The sequence below is a fragment of the Anaeromyxobacter terrae genome (assembly GCF_022690685.1).
GTDB lineage: Bacteria > Myxococcota > Myxococcia > Myxococcales > Anaeromyxobacteraceae > Anaeromyxobacter > Anaeromyxobacter terrae.
Window position 1 is genome coordinate 1 of record NZ_JALCYY010000085.1, and the last position, 16454, is coordinate 16454.

Annotated in this window: 16 protein-coding genes; 5 read left to right on the forward strand and 11 right to left on the reverse strand. The window is 74.0% G+C overall.

What is annotated here, in order from left to right; translation table 11 throughout:
• A partial coding sequence (locus tag MNY62_RS23350) for a response regulator (RefSeq protein WP_242346738.1) occupies nt 1-495 on the reverse strand: 495 nt, incomplete at its 3' end.
• A 141-nt stretch (nt 496-636) separates the two neighbouring features.
• Nucleotides 637-1410, reverse strand: coding sequence for a chemotaxis protein CheW (locus tag MNY62_RS23355; RefSeq protein ID WP_242346739.1), 774 nt, complete (start codon nt 1408-1410; stop codon nt 637-639).
• 25 nt (nt 1411-1435) lie between these two features.
• On the opposite strand from MNY62_RS23355, the gene MNY62_RS23360 reads away from it, so the two are divergent.
• Nucleotides 1436-2803, forward strand: coding sequence for a GGDEF domain-containing response regulator (locus MNY62_RS23360; protein WP_242346740.1), 1368 nt, complete (start codon nt 1436-1438; stop codon nt 2801-2803).
• A gap of 452 nt (nt 2804-3255) precedes the next feature.
• Here the strand turns inward: MNY62_RS23360 and groL are convergent, their stop codons facing one another.
• On the reverse strand, nt 3256-4893 hold the full coding sequence (gene groL, locus MNY62_RS23365) for a chaperonin GroEL (RefSeq protein WP_242346741.1): 1638 nt from the start codon (nt 4891-4893) through the stop codon (nt 3256-3258).
• 249 nt (nt 4894-5142) lie between these two features.
• Between groL and MNY62_RS23370 the strand changes: the two genes are divergently transcribed.
• Nucleotides 5143-6210: a metallopeptidase family protein gene (locus MNY62_RS23370; protein ID WP_242346742.1), complete on the forward strand. Its 1068-nt coding sequence runs from the start codon at nt 5143-5145 to the stop codon at nt 6208-6210.
• Between the two features lie 213 nt (nt 6211-6423).
• On the opposite strand, the gene MNY62_RS23375 is transcribed toward MNY62_RS23370, so the two are convergent.
• Complete coding sequence (locus tag MNY62_RS23375; protein ID WP_242346743.1) at nt 6424-7029, reverse strand: methyltransferase domain-containing protein; 606 nt, start codon at nt 7027-7029, stop codon at nt 6424-6426.
• Here MNY62_RS23375 and MNY62_RS23380 point away from each other — a divergent pair.
• Nucleotides 7028-7330, forward strand: coding sequence for a hypothetical protein (locus tag MNY62_RS23380; RefSeq protein ID WP_242346744.1), 303 nt, complete (start codon nt 7028-7030; stop codon nt 7328-7330). The two genes, MNY62_RS23375 and MNY62_RS23380, sit on opposite strands and share 2 nt — an antisense overlap.
• Before the next feature lie 265 nt (nt 7331-7595).
• On the opposite strand, the gene MNY62_RS23385 is transcribed toward MNY62_RS23380, so the two are convergent.
• Both MNY62_RS23385 and MNY62_RS23390 read right to left on the reverse strand, forming a co-directional pair.
• Nucleotides 7596-8114 (reverse strand): cupin domain-containing protein, encoded by a 519-nt coding sequence (locus MNY62_RS23385; protein ID WP_242346745.1) that lies wholly within the window; start codon nt 8112-8114, stop codon nt 7596-7598.
• A 98-nt stretch (nt 8115-8212) separates the two neighbouring features.
• Nucleotides 8213-9169, reverse strand: a complete 957-nt coding sequence (locus MNY62_RS23390; protein ID WP_279426860.1) for a patatin-like phospholipase family protein — start codon at nt 9167-9169, stop codon at nt 8213-8215.
• Nucleotides 9170-9237: 68 nt separating this feature from the next.
• On the opposite strand from MNY62_RS23390, the gene MNY62_RS23395 reads away from it, so the two are divergent.
• Nucleotides 9238-11727: an AAA family ATPase gene (locus MNY62_RS23395; protein WP_242346746.1), complete on the forward strand. Its 2490-nt coding sequence runs from the start codon at nt 9238-9240 to the stop codon at nt 11725-11727.
• Nucleotides 11728-11730: 3 nt separating this feature from the next.
• On the opposite strand, the gene MNY62_RS23400 is transcribed toward MNY62_RS23395, so the two are convergent.
• On the reverse strand, nt 11731-12195 hold the full coding sequence (locus tag MNY62_RS23400) for a DUF4442 domain-containing protein (RefSeq protein ID WP_242346747.1): 465 nt from the start codon (nt 12193-12195) through the stop codon (nt 11731-11733).
• A 44-nt stretch (nt 12196-12239) separates the two neighbouring features.
• Here MNY62_RS23400 and chrA point away from each other — a divergent pair, with 44 nt between their 5' ends.
• Entirely contained in the window at nt 12240-13418 is a 1179-nt protein-coding gene (gene chrA / locus MNY62_RS23405; RefSeq protein ID WP_242346748.1) for a chromate efflux transporter, read from the forward strand.
• 33 nt (nt 13419-13451) lie between these two features.
• Here chrA and nadD read toward each other — a convergent pair whose 3' ends face one another.
• The 4 genes from nadD to MNY62_RS23425 all read right to left on the reverse strand — a co-directional run.
• A complete protein-coding gene (nadD, locus tag MNY62_RS23410) occupies nt 13452-14048 on the reverse strand; it encodes a nicotinate (nicotinamide) nucleotide adenylyltransferase (RefSeq protein ID WP_242346749.1) in 597 nt (198 codons plus the stop codon).
• Nucleotides 14048-14599: a metallophosphoesterase family protein gene (locus tag MNY62_RS23415; protein WP_242346750.1), complete on the reverse strand. Its 552-nt coding sequence runs from the start codon at nt 14597-14599 to the stop codon at nt 14048-14050. Before MNY62_RS23415 ends, nadD begins: the two co-directional genes overlap by 1 nt.
• 51 nt (nt 14600-14650) lie before the next feature.
• Nucleotides 14651-15910 (reverse strand): exo-beta-N-acetylmuramidase NamZ family protein, encoded by a 1260-nt coding sequence (locus MNY62_RS23420; RefSeq protein WP_242346751.1) that lies wholly within the window; start codon nt 15908-15910, stop codon nt 14651-14653.
• A gap of 50 nt (nt 15911-15960) precedes the next feature.
• The coding region (locus tag MNY62_RS23425) for a lysylphosphatidylglycerol synthase domain-containing protein (protein ID WP_242346752.1) at nt 15961-16454 on the reverse strand (494 nt) is incomplete at its 5' end.

The window sequence follows — 16454 nt, forward strand, 5'->3', positions numbered from 1 at the left end:
GGGCGCGCCCGGGCGCGTGCCCAGGGCGCCGGGCATCGGGGCGCCGGGCATCGGCGCGGCGGGCCGGGGCGCGGGGGAGGAGACGACGGGGCGCGGCGCGACAGCGGCCGAGGCGGCGACGGCCGCCTTCCCCTCGACGAGCTCGCGCACCTTGTTGATGAGCGCCTGGCTCTCGAACGGCTTCGCGACATGGCCATCCGCGCGCGCGCTGCGGGCGCGCGCCTCGTCGAACGCCTCGAACGTGCCGGCGAGCAGCACCACCGGGATGTGCGCGAGCGCCGGGTCGGCCTTCACCGCCTCGCAGACCTCGTAGCCGTTCCGCTTCGGCATGACGACGTCCGCGAGGATGACGTCCGGGCGGAGCTCGCGGGCGCGGGCGATCGCGTCCTCCCCGTTGTCGACGGCGACGACCTGGTAGTCCTCGTTCGCGAAGGTGATGCCCACGACCTTCTGGATCGTGATCGAGTCGTCCGCGAGGAGCAGGTTCTTGGGCATCGGCGATCCCGGGGAGCGGAGGGGAGAAAAGACCGTAACCAGTAACGCCGCGATCGTCCGAATGTCAACATTCGCGAGGCTTTACGGGCTCCTGGCGACGATCGACCGGTGCGCACATCGGCGCCTCGAAGCGCCGCGCCGCTACACGCCGAACACCGCGTCCCAGGGCGGCCGCGTGACCTCGTCGCCGCCCTCGGCGACGCCCACGACGCGATCGGCGACCACGCCCACCCCCGCGCCGCCCGCGTCGACGAGCAGCACGGTCCGCCCCTCCGCCGCGGGCGCGTCGCCGTAGAGGACGCCCACGTCCACCACCGGGTGGAGGGCGCGCGCGTGGTGGAGGAGGCCGCGGTGCGACGGCGGAGTGAGCGGGACCTTCGCGACGCGCGGCGCCTCGAGGATCTGGACGAGCATCGACATCGGGACCGCGTAGGTGCGCCCGCTCCGGCAGAAGCGGAGCTCCCGCTCCGTCCCGGCGCCGAGGCCGCCGTCGGGTGGCGGCAGCTCCTCCGCCGGCTCGAGCGGCGCGAAGCCCAGCGTCGAGACCGCGAGCTCGAGCGCGAGCTCGCCGCGCGCGACGATCGCGCCGGCGAACGGCGCCGGCTGCGGGAGCGGCGTGCGCCCCGGGAGCTGGAACACCTCCGCCTCGGCGAGATCGACGATCCCGTGCAGCGCCTCGACGCGCAGCGCGACGCGCGCGGGCCCCTCGGTCACGAGGGCGAAGCCGGAGCCGCCTGCCGCGAGCCCGAGCACGGTCGAGACGAAGGCGGTCGGCACGGGCTCGCCGCGAACGCTCACCTCCCCCGCGTCGGGCGGCACGGCGAGGATCTCCCGCACGTGCCCGAGCCGGAGCGCGAGCCGCACGCCGCCCGCGGAGAAGAGCAGCGCCTTGCGATCGGACGCGAGGGAGCCCACGGGCCTCATGATACGATGAAGACCCATGGGACACGCCGTCCTCCTCGTCGACGACGAGCGATTCGCGCGCACCGTGTACGCGGATTACCTCCGCGCGGCGGGCTACGACGTCGAGGTCGCGGACGGCGCGGACACGGCGCTCGGGCAGCTCGCGCGGCGCCGCTTCGACGTCCTCCTCACCGACGTCATCCTGCCCGGCCCCCAGGACGGTCTCGAGCTCCTCGACGCCGCGAAGCAGCTCGATCCCGGCATCGGCGTCATCGTCATCACCGCGCTCGACAAGGTCGACCCGGCCGTCCGCGCCATGCGCGCGGGCGCGAGCGACTACCTCGTGAAGCCGGTGACGCCCGAGCAGCTCCAGGTGGCGGTGCAGCGCTGCCTGTCCATGCGCGAGGTGCTCGCCGAGAACCGCTCGCTGCGCGAGCACCTCAGGCTGTTCGAGACCGGGCAGCGCATCGCGGGCACGCTCGACCGCGAGCGCCTCGTGCCGATGGCGCTCGCGGCGCTCTCCGCGCAGTGCGTGACGCCCGCGTGCGCGCTCCTCGAGCCCGCGGCCGGCGGCTGGAGCCTCGCCGGCGCGCACGGGCTCGAGCGGCGTGAGGCGGAGGCGGTGCTCGAGGCGATCCGGCCCGCGCTCGCCGCGCTCGGGCGCGAGCACGCGGTCGAGGCGCGCGCGCCGGCCGGCGTGGGGCCGGACGGGCACGATCGGGTGGTCTGCGTACCGGTCGCCGACGAGGGCGAGGTGCTCGGCGCGGCGGCGGTGCTCGTCACGGGACCGCTCTCGGAGGAGTGCGCCGAGGGCGCCGCGTTCCTGGCGCGCCACCTCGGCCTCGCGCTCACGAACCTCGGCCGCCTGCGGAAGGTCGAGCACCTCGCCTACCTCGACGACCTCACCCACCTCTACAACACGCGCTACCTCGAGGTGGCGCTCCAGCGCGAGCTCGGCGGCGGCAGGGCCTTCTCGGTCCTGTTCATGGACCTCGATCACTTCAAGGCCGTGAACGACCAGCACGGGCACCTCTCCGGCTCGCGCCTGCTCGTCGAGGTCGGGCGCGTCCTGCGCGCGTGCGTGCGCGAGGAGGACGTCGTCGTCCGCTACGGCGGCGACGAGTACGTCGTCATCCTCGCCGGCATCGATTCGGGCGGGGCGCTCAAGGTCGCGGAGCGTATCCGCCGCGCGATCGAGGACCACCGGTTCCTCTCCCACGAGGGCCAGCGCGTCCGCGTCACCGCCTCGATCGGCCTCGCGAGCTACCCGGAGCACGCGTCCGCGAAGGCGGAGCTGCTCGACCTCGCCGACCGCGCGATGTACCGCGGGAAGCGCTCGAACCGGAACGTCGTGTACATGGCCTCGAAGGACCTGCCGCCGGTGCCGGCCGGCGAGCGCGCCTGATCATGAAAAAAAACGGGGCCAAGAGCGCTTGCCCTTGGCCCCGCTGACGACGACACCCAGTTTCCGCCCGGCAGAGCGCGTAGTAGCGGTTGCCCTCGTCATCCGGAGGCGCGGCCTCTCTCCCGACGCCGCGTCCCGTGATCGCGGTACATACCGGAGGAGTGACGGACCGTCAAGGCGCTTCGCGTCACCCCAGCGAATCCGGGAGGTTCGGAGACCCGAGCCGCTCGCCGCGGAAGGCCCCGACGACGGCGGTCAGCCGTCGGCGGGGCGAGAGCGCAGTCCGCAGGGAGGGGCCCCGTCGCGGAGCGACGGGGAGGGACGCAGTCCCTCCCGGCGGGGAACGGTCGCGCACCCGCGAAGCGGGCGCGACCGTTCACGGGCCCCGCCGAGCCGGGGGGGGGCCCCCCCCCCGCGCGGGGGGGGGGGGCGGGGGCGCAGCCCCCGTCAGATCAGTAGTCCATGTCCTCCATGCCGCCCATCCCGCCGCCCGGCGCGGCCGCGGCCTTCTTCTTCGGCTTCTCGGCCACCATCGCCTCGGTGGTGAGGAGCAGGCTCGCGACCGACGAGGCGTTCTGGAGCGCGGTGCGGGAGACCTTGGTGGGATCGATGACGCCCGCCTTCACGAGGTCCTCGAACACCTCGGTCGCCGCGTTGAAGCCGTGGGCGCCCTTGCCGTCGTTGATCTTCGCGACGACGACGGCGCCGTCCCAGCCGGCGTTCTCGGCGATGCGGCGCGCCGGGTACTCGAGCGCCTTCTGGACGATGGCGACGCCGAAGCGCTGATCGCCCTCGGGGAGATCGAGCTTCTTGAGCGCCTGGAGGGAACGGAGGTAGGCGACGCCGCCGCCGGGGACGATGCCCTCCTCGACGGCCGCGCGGGTCGCGTGGAGCGCGTCCTCGACGCGGGCCTTCTTCTCCTTCATCTCCGTCTCGGTGGCCGCGCCGACGTTGATCACCGCGACGCCGCCCACGAGCTTCGCGAGCCGCTCCTGGAGCTTCTCGCGGTCGTAGTCGGAGGTGGTCTCCTCGATCTGGGCGCGGATCTGCTTGATGCGCGCCTCGATGTCCGCGCGCTTGCCCTCGCCGTCGACGATCGTGGTGTTGTCCTTGTCGATCGTGATGCGCTTCGCGCGGCCGAGATCCTCGAGCCCGAGCTGCTCGAGCTTGAGGCCCAGCTCCTCGGCGACGACCTTCCCGCCGGTGAGCGTCGCGACGTCCTTCAGCATCTCCTTGCGGCGATCGCCGAAGCCGGGCGCCTTCACCGCCGCCACGTGCAGCGTGCCGCGCAGCTTGTTCACGACGAGCGTGGCGAGCGCCTCGCCATCGACGTCCTCGGCGATGATGAGGAGCGGCTTGCCGGAGCGGGCGACCTGCTCCAGCAACGGGATGAGGTCCGCCATCGCCGAGATCTTCTTCTCGGTGATGAGGATGTACGGGTCCTCGAGCACGGCCTCCATGCGATCCGGGTTCGTGACGAAGTAGGGCGAGGCGTAGCCGCGATCGAACTGCATGCCCTCGACCACCTCGAGCGTCGTCTCGAGGCCCTTCGCCTCCTCGACGGTGATGACGCCCTCCTTGCCCACCTTCTCCATCGCCTCGGCGATGATGTTGCCGATCGTCTCGTCCCCGTTCGCGGAGATGGTGCCGACCTGGGCGATGTCCTTCTTGCCCTGCGTCGGCTTCGAGAGCTTCTTGAGCTCGGCGACGATGACCTCGACGGCTCGATCGATGCCGCGCTTCAGGTCCATGGGGTTGTGGCCGGCGGCGACGAGCTTCAGGCCCTCCTCGTAGATCGCGCGCGCGAGCACGGTCGCGGTGGTGGTGCCGTCGCCCGCCTTGTCCGAGGTCTGGGACGCGACCTCGCGGACCATCTGAGCGCCCATGTTCTCGAACTTGGGCTCGACCTCGACCTCCTTCGCGACCGTGACGCCGTCCTTCGTGATGGTCGGAGAGCCGAAGCTCTTCTCGATGACGACGTTGCGCCCCTTCGGGCCGAGCGTCACCGCGACCGCCTCGGCGAGCGTCTGGACGCCGCGGAGGATGGCCTCGCGGGCCCCCTGGTGGAATGCGATCTCCTTGGCCGGCATGGCGAAGGCTCCTTTGTCGAAAATCCGTGTGGTTTCGCAGAATTCAACCGGTCTGCGCGCTGGCAGTCACCCCGGGCGGCCGCTAAGATAACCGCGAGCGGACCTCGGTCAAGCGGGCTCCCGGGCCGCGCCGCCGACTGCTCTCCGGGTGAACACCCGCCGTCCCCTCGCGGGGGAGCCGGGTTTGACAGGCGTCCGCCCGACCGTTACTGCCGCGCCCGTGAGCCACGGCCGAGAGGAGCGCTGACCATGTCCCCTGCCCGCCCGGATCCCGGGGAGGCGCTCGTCGAGGCCGCCGGCGACGCCTTCGAGGACGGCCGCTTCGAGGACGCCATCGCGCGCGCCGAGGAGGCGCTCCGCGCGTCGCCCCGGAGCGTGGGCGCGCTGCAGTACCGCGCCGCCGCCCTCGCCGAGCTCGGGCGCCTCGAGGATGCGCGCGCGGCGTACGAGGCGGCGCTCGCGGTGGGCAAGGACGACCTCGACCTGCTCCTCGGCGCGGCGGACTTCCACGTGAACCGCCTGGGGGAGGACGACGGCGACCGCGAGCTCGTCGAGCGCGGCCTCGAGCTCGCCCGGCGCGGCGCGAAGCTCGCGCGGAAGGCGGGCGACGCCGCGCTCGTCGGGGAGTTCGCCTGGCTCGAGGGCGCGGGGCTGAACGAGCTCGGCGAGTCACGCGCCGCGCTCGAGAAGCTCTCCGAGGCGGAGGCGGCCCTGCCGGACGCCATCGAGGTGAAGGTCGAGCAGGGGTTCGCGCTCTACGAGCTCTGCCGGTTCGACGAGGCGCGCGCGGTGCTCCTCCGCGCCGAGGCGCTCGATCCCGACGAGCCCTGGACACAGCACCACCTCGGCCTCGTCGCCGAGCGGCAGGGCGCGACCGACGATGCGCGGCGCCGGTTCGCGCGCGCGCGAAGGCTCGATCCGGAGGGCTTCCCGGAGCCGATCGCGCTCTCGCCGCCCGCGTTCGACGAGGCGGTCGAGGCCGCGCTCGCCGCGATCCCGGAGCAGGTCCGCCGTTACCTCTCGAACGTCGCGATCACGGTCGAGGACTTGCCGGGTGACGACGACCTCCGCGCCTCGGACCCGCCCCTCTCGCCCGCCATCCTGGGCCTCTTCCGCGGGGCACCGTACGGCCAGAAGGTCTCGATGGATCCCTGGAGCCACCTGCCCTCGTCCATCGTCCTCTTCCAGAAGAACCTCGAGCGCTTCGCGCGCAGCCGCGACGAGCTCATCGAGCAGATCGGGGTGACGCTCGTCCACGAGGTCGGGCACTTCCTCGGGCTCGACGAGGACGAGCTGTGGGCGCGTGGGCTGGATTGAATTGATCTGACGGGGGCTGCGCCCCCGCCCCGCCGAGCAAAGCTCGTCGGGGCCCCACCCCTGCGCGGCGGGGCCCGTGAACGGTCGCGCCCGCTTCGCGGGTTCGCGACCGTTCCCCGCCGGGAGGGACTGCGTCCCTCCCCGTCGCTTCGCGGCGGGGCCCCCCCCAGCGGGCTGCGTCCCCGCCCCGCCGAGCGAAGCTCGACGTACGGGCTAGCGCCGGCTCTCCAGCGCGCCCGGGCCCTCGAGATCGAACAGCTGGATCGGGCTCTTCCGCGAGCCCCACAGCCCCGCGCCGATCTGGAAGAAATGGCGCCCGAGGTGGGCCCGGTACCAGTGGCCGGTGCGCAGGTCCATGCGCGTATCGGACTTCTCGAGATCGAGGATCGGGAAATCGGCCCTCGTGACGACCTCGAGGTAGAGGAGGCCTCGGCACATCCGGCCGATGTTGTCGAGCGCGCGCGCCGCGGCGGCGTCGTCGAGGTACTGGAGCACGCTGTGGCACACGACGAGGTCGAACTGCTCTCGCGCGCGCCAGCGGGAGATGTCGCGCAGCTCGTGGCCGTAGCGCTCGCACGCGTAGGGTGAGACCTCGATCGAGCGGTATCTCACCTCGCGCCGGTGGCGGCGGAACCAGCTGCGCCACAGCCCGGTCCCGGCGCCGACGTCGAGCACGGAGCGGATCTCGACGCCGAGCCACGCGGCGATCCCATCGACGCCCGCCGCGAGGCGGGCGACCTCGCTCGCGGAGTGGGTCTTGCCGGGCCCGCCGTAGAAGCGGCGGTAATACTGGGCGTCGAAGCGGGAGGGCGCGGGCATGGGGGCGCTCATATCCCAGCCGAGCCGCTCGATCCAGGTCGCGGCCAAGCGGCATCGTTGCGACCTCGACCTCGATCCCGACGTCGATCCCGATCCCGATCCCGATCCCGACCTCGACCTCGACCCCGACCCCGACCCCGACCCCGACCTCGACCTCGACCCCGACCTCCCCGACCTCGACCTCGACCCCGACCTCGACCGCCCGATCCCCTCGCGCCGAACCGCCCACTCACCCCGCCCGCAGCGCGCCGCCCTACGTGGCGGGACCTCGCGCCCGCAGGCGGGCCACTGGACTCGGTAGGCACCGCCCCGACCCACGGACCGCAATGCAACGCGGTTGGCCACGGCGCCCTCGCCCATGCGCAGCTCCCGCCCGCAGCCCCGCGTTGCCGGCGGCGTCTGGCGGACGGCACCGCCCCCCGTACCTTGTCCCCGTCCATCGTGGCCCGCCGAGGACGTGAGGTCCCGTCCCGGCGGCGCGCCACGGTGACCTCGCCCGCGGCGATGTCGGCCAGAACCAAACCCGACCGCGACGGATCACACCCCTGGCCGCGCTCGCGGCGCGATCACTCCCCCTCCGCGGCCGGCGTCGCCGGCCAGAACGGCTCGCCGAGAGCAGACGGGTAGATCGTCACGTCCCGGCCGATGCGCACCATGACCTTGCCGTCCCGCGGGAACTCAGCGAAGTCGGCCTGGCGGTTCTCGCCGCCCGAGAGGTAGACGAGGTCCTCGGTGCCGGTGTTCCGGATGTTGTGGGGATGACCGCCCGCCGGGAACCCGAGGAAGTCCCCCGGACCGATCTCGAACGTCTCGTCGCCGATGTCCACGACGCCCTTGCCGGACAGGACGAAGGCGAACTCCTCCTCGCGCAGGTGGCGGTGGAAGACGAACGACTCCTTGCCCGGCGGGACGCGGAGCAGGTTCACCCCGACGCGCGTGAGCCCGGTCCTCCGGCCCAGCATGTAGCCGTGGATCTCCGACTTCGGGTTCCAGGGGTGACGGGCGGACTCCTCCTGGAGCCGGACGCGATCCGCGGCGCGGACGAGCAGGTCCCGCGGCGGCGGCAGCGGCGTCTTCTCGGTCATGACGCACCTCCCGAGGGGAGCCTACGCTCGCCCCGGCGCGCGGGTGCACGCCGGAAGGGGTCCGCCCGGGGGTGCGACGCGCGAGGCGCCGGCCGGGGTCAGCCGCGCGGCCGCCCCTCGAGCGCCTTGCGCGCCTTCCACTGATCGATCGCGGCGCGGATCCGCGGCATCGCGTCGCGCGTCGCCTGGATGCCGGCGAGCATGCACTCCTTCTTCTTCGTGAAGTCGAGCATGCCGACGCCGCCCACCTTCGGCTGGACGAGCACGTCCGCGCCCTGCCGCCGGAACCCGACGTTCACGGCGAACATGATGTCGGACGCCTGGAGGATGACGTCCACGACGTTCTTGATGTTGGTGTTCCCGACGTCGGCGCCGATGTCCACCGCGATGACGAGGTCCGCCCCCTTCGCCTTCGCGACGTCGATGGGGATGTTGTCGACCACGCCGCCGTCGACGAGGAGCTTGCCCTGGTGCTCGACCGGCTCGAACACGCCGGGGATCGCCGACGACGCCCGCACCGCCCGCGCCACGGAGCCCTTGTCGAGCACCACCGTCTGGCCCCAGTTCAGGTCGGCGGCCACGGCAGCGAACGGGACGCGGAGCTGCTCGATGTCCCGCTGCTTCACGCTCTCGCGGACGAACTTCTCGAGCTTCTCGCCCTTGGCGTAGCCCATCCCGACGACGGCGTTCACGAGGCCGAAGTCGAAGAGGTCGTCCCGGTCGAGCTGGAACGCGGTCCACTCGAGCTCGAAGCTGTCCTTGTGGCTCGCGTACAGCGCGCCGATGAGGCTCCCGACGCTCGTCCCGACGACGAGCGACACGGGGATGCGCTCCTGCTCGAGGACGCGGATGACGCCGATGTGGGCGAAGCCGCGCGCCGCGCCCCCGCCGAGGACGAGCGCGATGCGCGGCTCGGGGATGGGCGCGGGCGGGGGGACGGGCGGGGCCGGTGGGGTGGCGACGAGCGGCGGCTGGCGCTCGGTGACGAGGGCGGGCGGCGCCGCGGTGCGGCAGGCGGCGAGGAGCAGGACCGAGGCGGCGAGGAGGCGGCGCATGCCGGTCAAACATAGCGGATCGGCGGGAAAATTGACCCCTTCGGGCCGATATCGCATCGTCCCGCCGAATGCCCCCCGTCATCGAGTCGATGGAGCTGGCGCAGGTCATCGCGGAAGCCGCTGACATCGCGGCGAGCGTCAACCAGAAGCTCACGAGCGCGCACCAGCTCCTCGCCTTCTTCACCGTCCCGAACCGGGCCGAGATCCTCCTCAAGGAGCGGGGCATCGACGAGGACCGGATCCTCGCGACGATGACCGGGAAGCCCAAGGAGCCCGAGGGCGTCCTGCGCGACCTGCGCGAGCGGTCGCGCGAGGTCGCGGAGTCGGTCGGGGCGGAGGAGGTCGACTGCCTGCACCTCCTCATCGCCATGGGCCGCGTCCGCGCGAGCGCCGCGCATCAGCTCCTCGGCGCGTGCGGGCTCCAGCTCTCGACCCTGCGGAACGTCGCCCTCTCCTACTTCACCGCGCGCATGCCGCGCCGGCTCCGCGAGCTGCAGCCGGTGCAGGTGCGCCCGCCGCAGCCGATCGTCCCGCCGCGGCGGAGCGAGCCGCGCGGGCGCGCCGCGGATCCGAGGCGAGACGCCGAGCTCGATGGGGATCTGGAGCAGGCGATCGGAGACGCGACCTCGACGGAGCGGGAGGCCGCTCGTCCCGAGCGAAGCGTGTCCGCGGCAGCGGACACGCGCAGTCGAGGGACGACCCCGCCTGCGAGCCCCACCGCGACGCCGACCGCGACCCCTACGTCCGCCGCGCCTCGCGCCCGCCGCTCCCCGCACGCCCTCGATCCCAAGGAGTTCCCCTGGCTGTCGCAGCTCGGGCGGAACCTGACCGAGCTCGCCGCCTCGGGCCGGCTCGATCCGCTCGTCGGCCGCGAGCACGAGGTCGAGGAGGCGATCGACGTCCTCGGCAAGCGCCGCACGAACAATCCGCTCCTCGTCGGCGAGCCCGGCGTCGGCAAGACCGCCATCGTCGAGGGGATCGCGCAGCGGCTGCTCGCGAGCGCGCGCGACCGCGTCGTCGTCGAGATCGACATGGCGAGCGTGGTCGCCGGGACGCAGCTCCGCGGCGCGTTCTCGGAGAAGCTCCTCGGGATCCAGGAGGAGGTGCGCAGCGCCGCCGGCCGGGTGGTGGTCTTCATCGACGAGATCCACACGCTCATGGGCGCGGGGGCCACGGGCGAGGGGCCGCAGGACGCGGCGAACGAGCTCAAGGCGGCGCTCGGGCGCGGCGAGTTCCCCTGCATCGGCGCGACGACCCACGACGAGTACCGCCAGCACATCGAGAAGGATCCCGCGCTCGAGCGCCGCTTCACGCCGGTGCTCGTGCGCGAGCCGTCCATCCCGGACACGGTCACCATCCTGCGCGGGCTCGCGCCGCGCTACGAGAAGCACCACCGCGTGCGCTTCGCGGAGGGCGCGCTCGAGGCCGCGGCCTCGCTCTCGGCCCGCTACGTCACGGACCGCTTCCTCCCCGACAAGGCGGTCGCGGCGCTCGACCTCGCCGGCTCCCGCGCCTCGCGCGCGGGCGCGGCGGAGGTGGACGCCGCGGACGTCGCCCGCACCGTCGCGAAGATGGCGGGGATCCCGGAGTCGCGCCTGCTCGCCTCCGACCGCGAGCGGATCCTCGGCCTCGAGGCGGCGCTGCGCGCGCGGGTCGTCGGCCACGCCGACGCCATCGCGCGCGTCGCCGCGGTGCTGAAGCGCAACTTCGCCGGCTTCGCGACCCGCCGGCCCATGGGCTCGTTCCTGTTCCTCGGCCCGACCGGCGTCGGGAAGACCGAGCTCGCCCGCGCGCTCGCCGACGCGCTCTACGGCGCGCGCGACGCGCTCGTCCAGCTCGACATGAGCGAGTGCGCCGAGACCACCGGGGTCGCGCGCCTCGTCGGCGCCGCGCCCGGCTACGTCGGCTACGGCGAGGGCGGTCAGCTCACCGACGCGGTCCGCCGCCGGCCGGCCTCGGTGGTCGTGCTCGACGAGATCGAGAAGGCGCACCGCGACGTGCAGATGCTGCTCCTGCAGATTTTGGAGGAGGGACGGCTCACGGACGGCCGCGGCCGCCAGGTCGACTTCTCGAACACGGTCGTCATCCTCACCTCGAACCTCGGCGCCGAGGAGGCGACGCGCACCTCCACCGGCGCGATGGGGTTCGGCGCCGTCGAGCGCGCCCTGCCCCGCGCGGATCGCGTGCTCCAGGCCGCCCGCGGCGGCGTGCCGCCCGAGCTCTGGAACCGGCTCGACGAGCGCGTCTCGTTCTCCCCGCTCTCGCGCGCCGACGTGGCCGAGGTCGCGCGGCTCCTGCTCGCCGACTCCTCCCGCCGGCTCCAGGCCGAGCGGAAGATCCGCTTCGACGCCACCGAAGAGGCCATCGCGTTCCTCGTCGAGAACGGCGGCTTCGACGCCGCGCTCGGCGCCCGTCCGATGCGCGGCGCCATCCAGCGGCACGTCGAGGCCCCGCTCGCCGAGAAGATCCTCGCCGGCGAGCTCGCCCCGGGCGACGTCGCGCTCGTCGACGTCGACCGCGCAGGCGACCTCACCATCTCGCGCGCGGCGCGCGGCTGACCGTCAGCGGGCGCTCTCGCGGCGCCGCACGTACAGGGTCTTCTCCACCGCCGCGCAGACGGTCCCCTGCCCGTCCACGAGCTCGACGGTGTAGACCCGGTCCACGGAGCGCTCCGTCTCGAGCGCGCTCCGGATCGCGTCGGTCTCCTCGACGGGCAGCGTGAACCTCGCCTGGAGCGTGGAGCGCCCCGGCCGGAGGAAGCGGATGGTGGCCGCCTTGTCCCAGACGACGTACCCGGCGCCCAGGCAGCGGATGAGCATCAGCATGTAGATGGGATCGACCGCCCCGTACATCGACCCGCCGAAGATCGTGCCCACGTAGTTGCGCGTCCGGCGCGAGAGCGGCAGCTCCACCCGCACCTCGCGCCAGTCGTGCGCGATGAAGGCCACCCGCCCGCCGGTCCCGCGGTACGCGGGGAAGAGGTTGAAGCCGAAGCGCTGCAGGCGCGTGCGGAGGGACTCGGGCATGGACGGAGTTTGACCGCGCGCGGGCCCGCCGCAACACTCCAGGCGTGAACCCCGCCCCCACCTCCCGGCGCGCCGCGCTCCTCGAGGTCGCCCGAGTCTTCACCCGCCTCGGGGCGACCGCCTTCGGCGGGCCCGCCGCCCACGTCGCCCTCATGGAGGACGAGCTCGTCCGGCGGCGCGGGTGGGTGACCCGCGAGCGGTTCCTCGATCTCCTCGGGGCGGCGAACCTCATCCCCGGCCCGAACTCGACCGAGCTCGCCATCCACCTGGGCTACGTGAGGGCGGGCTTCCCGGGGCTCCTCGTCGCGGGCGCCTGCTTCATCGTGCCGGCCGCGCTCATGGTGGGCGCGCTCGCCTGGGCCTACGCGCGCTTCGGCGCCCTCCCTGACGTCGCGGCCATCCTCGCGGGGGTGAAGCCGGTCGTCCTCGTCGTGGTCGCGGACGCGCTCGTCCGGTTCGCGCGCACGGTGGTCCTCCGGCCGAGCTTCGACGCCCGCGGGAAGGCGGGTGAAGCCGCGCTCGTCGCCGTCGCCATCGCCGCGACGCTCCTCGGCGCGAACGAGCTCCTCGTCCTCCTCGGGGCGGGAGTCCTCTCCGCGCTGCGAGTCCTCCGCCCGCCCGGCCTCGCCTGCGTCGCCGCGCCGGCGCTCGGCGCCGCGGCCACGCCGCTCGCCCTCGCGACGGCCCCGGCCGCGCCTGCGACCGCGGCCGGCCTGTTCGCCGTGTTCGTGAAGATCGGCGCGGTCCTCTACGGCTCGGGCTACGTGCTGCTCGCCTTCCTCCGCGCGGACCTCGTCCAGCGGCTCGGCTGGCTCACCGACGCCCAGCTCCTCGACGCGATCGCCGTCGGCCAGGTCACGCCCGGCCCGGTCTTCACCACCGCGACGTTCGTCGGTTACCTCGTCGCCGGACCGGCCGGCGCCGCGGCCGCCACGGTCGGCATCTTCCTGCCGGCCTTCTTGCTCGTCGCGCTCTCGGGTCCGCTCGTGCCGCGCCTGCGCGCGTCCAGGGGGGCGAGCGCGTTCCTCGACGGCGTAAACGCCGCCTCGCTCGCGCTCATGGCGGTCGTGACGTTCCAGCTCGCGCGCGACGCGCTCGCGAGCCTCCCCTCCGTCGCGATCGGCGCGGTCGCGGCGCTCCTCCTCGTTCGCTACCGGGTGAACTCGGCGTGGCTCGTCGCGGGCGGAGCGGCGGCGGGGTGGATCACCGCGTTCGTGCGCTGAGGGTCGGGGTCGAGGTCGAGGTCGGGGTCCGCCTCACCGATACAGCCCCTTCTCCTCGACGTACTCCCGCACGCTCCGCGCGACCAGCCCGGACACGTCCTCTCCGCGGGCGATCCGCTCGCGCACGAGCGTGGACGAGATCGCCGGGAGCGTGGGCGCGCCCGCGACGGGCGGATAGCCCTCGCGCCCGACGACCACGATGCGCGCGAGCTCCTGGACGCGGTCCCACCGGTACCACTTGTCCGTGTCCGGCAGGATGTCCGCGCCGACCACGAGCGTGAAGCGGTGCTCGGGGTGCTTCGCCTGGAGGTGCTCGAGCGTGCGCGCGGTCTTCCCGACGAGGGGATCCTTCGCGAGCTCCGCCTCGGCGGTGCACACGCCCACGCCGCGGATCGCGCGCGCGGCGAGCTCGCACATCCGGACGCGGTCCTCGAAGGGCGCGAGCGCCTTGCCGAAGGGGTGACGGAACGCGGGGAGGAGCCAGACCTCCGAGACGTCCTGCGTCGCGAGCGCCCAGTAGGCGGCCATGAGGTGCGCGACGTGGGGCGGGTTGAACGAGCCGCCGAGGATCGCGACCGCCCGCCCTCCCCCCGCGCGCGCCCGCGCCCCGCCCGGCGGCCGCCTCGCCATCACTTCACCGACATCCGGCCCTGCGCCGCCGGCGCGCAGCGCTCCTTGCGCAGCTCCGCCCCCTCCGCCGAGTAGACGGTGAGGACGACGTCGCGCTCGGTGAGCTCGACCATGCCGAACGTCGCAGGCGCCTCCGCGAGCGCGCCGGCGCGCAGGTGGCCGGGGGTCACGAAGCAGCGCGGGCCGATCTGCACGACCGCGGCCCGCGCGCTGTTCCCGTGGAAGAACACCGAGGCGTTCGCGATGTCGTCCCGGGAGAGGTCCGCCTTGTCGTGCACGAGGCAGCAGATCCGGCCCTCGACGAGGTCGACGTGCGTCGTGGGCGCCTCGCCGCTCGCGGCCTCCGGACAGGCGCGGCTCGCGACGCGCACGATGCGAGCCGCGAGCGGGTCGGGCGTCCCGCGGCGGCGCCGGGCGAGGACGCCGTCCACGTCCGCGTGGCGCCCGCCGAGGAAGAAGACCTGCTCCGCGTCGGCGCGCTCGAAGAGCTCGAAGGCGCGGAGGAGCGCGTCGAGGTTTCCGTGCGTGTCGCTCGCCAGCCCGATCTTCACGAGTCGCCCTCCTCGCCCACCCCGTCCCGGGAAGCCCGGGCGGAGCCTACCTCAGCCGGCGTAGCGGAGGTAGGCCGCGCGCCGTCGCGCGAACGCCCGCTCCTCGGGGGCGTACGCGCGCGCCAGCTCCGCGACGGTCGCGCCCGCCTCGATCCCCTCGCGCTCGCGCGCCGAGCCGCAGAGCAGGTCGAACGCGGGCACGTCCGAGACGAACTCGTAGGGCTCGGTGCGCCAGGCGAACCGCGCCGGGTCCTGCGCCCGCGCGTGGAGCACGCAGGCGAGCCCGGTGCGGAACGCCTGGAAGCGCGCCGCGTCGGTGACGAACAGCTCGACGCCGTGGCACCGGACCCCCGCGTGCTTGTCCCATGTCGGCACGAAGCTCGCCGGCCGGAAACGCACGCCGGGGAGCCGCTCGCGGGCGAGGTCCTCGGCGAGCCGGTGCGCGTCGAGCCACGGCGCGCCGAACAGCTCGAACGGCCGGGTCGTGCCGCGCGCCTCGGAGAGGTTCGTGCCCTCGAGGAGGCACATCCCCGGGTAGACGAGTGCGGTCTCCGGCGTCGGCATGTTCGGCGACGGGAACACCCACGGCAGCCCCGTGTCGCGGAACGTCGCCCCGCGCCGCCAGCCCTCGCAGGGGACGATCTCGAGGTCGAGCTCGAGCTTCCGCTCGGCGCGGAAGAGGAGCGCCAGCTCGCCCACCGTCATCCCGTGGCGCGGCGCGAGATCGTGCAGGCCGCAGAAGCTCTCGAACCCGGGGGCGAGCCGCGGCCCCTCGACGAGCACGCCGCCGATCGGGTTCGGGCGGTCGAGCACGACGAACGGCACGCGCGCGTCGGCGGCCGCCTCCATGCAGAGCATCATCGTCGCCTGGTACGTGTAGTAGCGGGCGCCCACGTCCTGGATGTCGAACACGAGCGCGTCGAGGCCCTCGAGCGCCTCCGGCGAGGGCTTGAGCGAGCTCGGCCGCTCGCCGTAGAGCGAGTGGACCGGCACTCCCGTGCGCGCGTCGCGCTCCCCGCCCACCGCCGCCATGTACTGCGCGTCGCCGCGGACGCCGTGCTCGGGCCCGAACAGCGCGGCGAGCTCGACGCCCGGCGCGCCGTGGAGGAGGTCCGCCGCGTGGACGAGCTCGGCGGTGACCGCGGTCGGGTTGCACACGAGCCCGACGCGCCGGCCGCGGAGCTGCCTGAAGCGGCTCCGCGCGAGCGCGTCGAGGCCAGAGCGAACCCGCGCGCCGTCCTCGCGGGCGGGCCGGGGCTGGGCGCGGCGGGGCGCGGCGGCGTTGCGGCGAGGCGTGGCGGAGCGGGGCATCGGTCGAGCTCCTCGGCGAGGCGTACTTCTACCGCGCTTCGGGCGGGCGGTCAGGTGCCCGTGGCGCGCCGCTCGTGCGCGTCTACCGCCGCGTCCACTGCGTCCGCCGCGCGCGGCTCGCGCGGCTCGCGCGCCTCGCGCGCCAGCGCGATCGCCCCGAGGGCGAACATCGGGAGGAGGTGGGCGGCGTGGTAGAGCAGCGCGAACGCGAGCGCCGGGGCGGCGTGGACTCCGAGGCCGGCCACGACGAGCGCGGCGGCCGCCTCGAAGGGACCTGCGTTCCCGGGCGAGAGCGAGATCACGTTCGCCGCGGTGGTCGCCACGACGAGGAGCGCCGCGAGCTCGAGCGTGGTCGGGAGCTCGAGCGCTGCGAGCGAGAACCAGGCGACGAGGAGCTCCGCGCCCCAGCCGGCGATCCCCCACAGGAACGACTTGCCGAGCGCGCGCGGCTCGTGCGCCGCGCCGAGGCCGGCGCGGAGCCGCGCCCACACGCCGGCGAGCCCGCGGCCGGAGGCGTCGTGGCCGGCGCGCGGCCGCGCGAGCC

What these genes read in the sequence shown, in the direction of transcription:
- MNY62_RS23420 (WP_242346751.1), bottom strand. Translation starts at nt 15,910, where the DNA reads ATGCCCCGCTCCGCCACGCCTCGCCGCAACGCCGCCGCGCCCCGCCGC.
- MNY62_RS23385 (WP_242346745.1), bottom strand. Translation starts at nt 8,114, where the DNA reads ATGACCGAGAAGACGCCGCTGCCGCCGCCGCGGGACCTGCTCGTCCGC.
- MNY62_RS23370 (WP_242346742.1), top strand. Translation starts at nt 5,143, where the DNA reads ATGTCCCCTGCCCGCCCGGATCCCGGGGAGGCGCTCGTCGAGGCCGCC.
- MNY62_RS23380 (WP_242346744.1), top strand. Translation starts at nt 7,028, where the DNA reads ATGGGGGCGCTCATATCCCAGCCGAGCCGCTCGATCCAGGTCGCGGCC.
- nadD (WP_242346749.1), bottom strand. Translation starts at nt 14,048, where the DNA reads ATGGCGAGGCGGCCGCCGGGCGGGGCGCGGGCGCGCGCGGGGGGAGGG.
- MNY62_RS23360 (WP_242346740.1), top strand. Translation starts at nt 1,436, where the DNA reads ATGGGACACGCCGTCCTCCTCGTCGACGACGAGCGATTCGCGCGCACC.
- MNY62_RS23400 (WP_242346747.1), bottom strand. Translation starts at nt 12,195, where the DNA reads ATGCCCGAGTCCCTCCGCACGCGCCTGCAGCGCTTCGGCTTCAACCTC.
- MNY62_RS23375 (WP_242346743.1), bottom strand. Translation starts at nt 7,029, where the DNA reads ATGCCCGCGCCCTCCCGCTTCGACGCCCAGTATTACCGCCGCTTCTAC.
- MNY62_RS23395 (WP_242346746.1), top strand. Translation starts at nt 9,238, where the DNA reads ATGCCCCCCGTCATCGAGTCGATGGAGCTGGCGCAGGTCATCGCGGAA.
- groL (WP_242346741.1), bottom strand. Translation starts at nt 4,893, where the DNA reads ATGCCGGCCAAGGAGATCGCATTCCACCAGGGGGCCCGCGAGGCCATC.
- MNY62_RS23390 (WP_279426860.1), bottom strand. Translation starts at nt 9,169, where the DNA reads ATGCGCCGCCTCCTCGCCGCCTCGGTCCTGCTCCTCGCCGCCTGCCGC.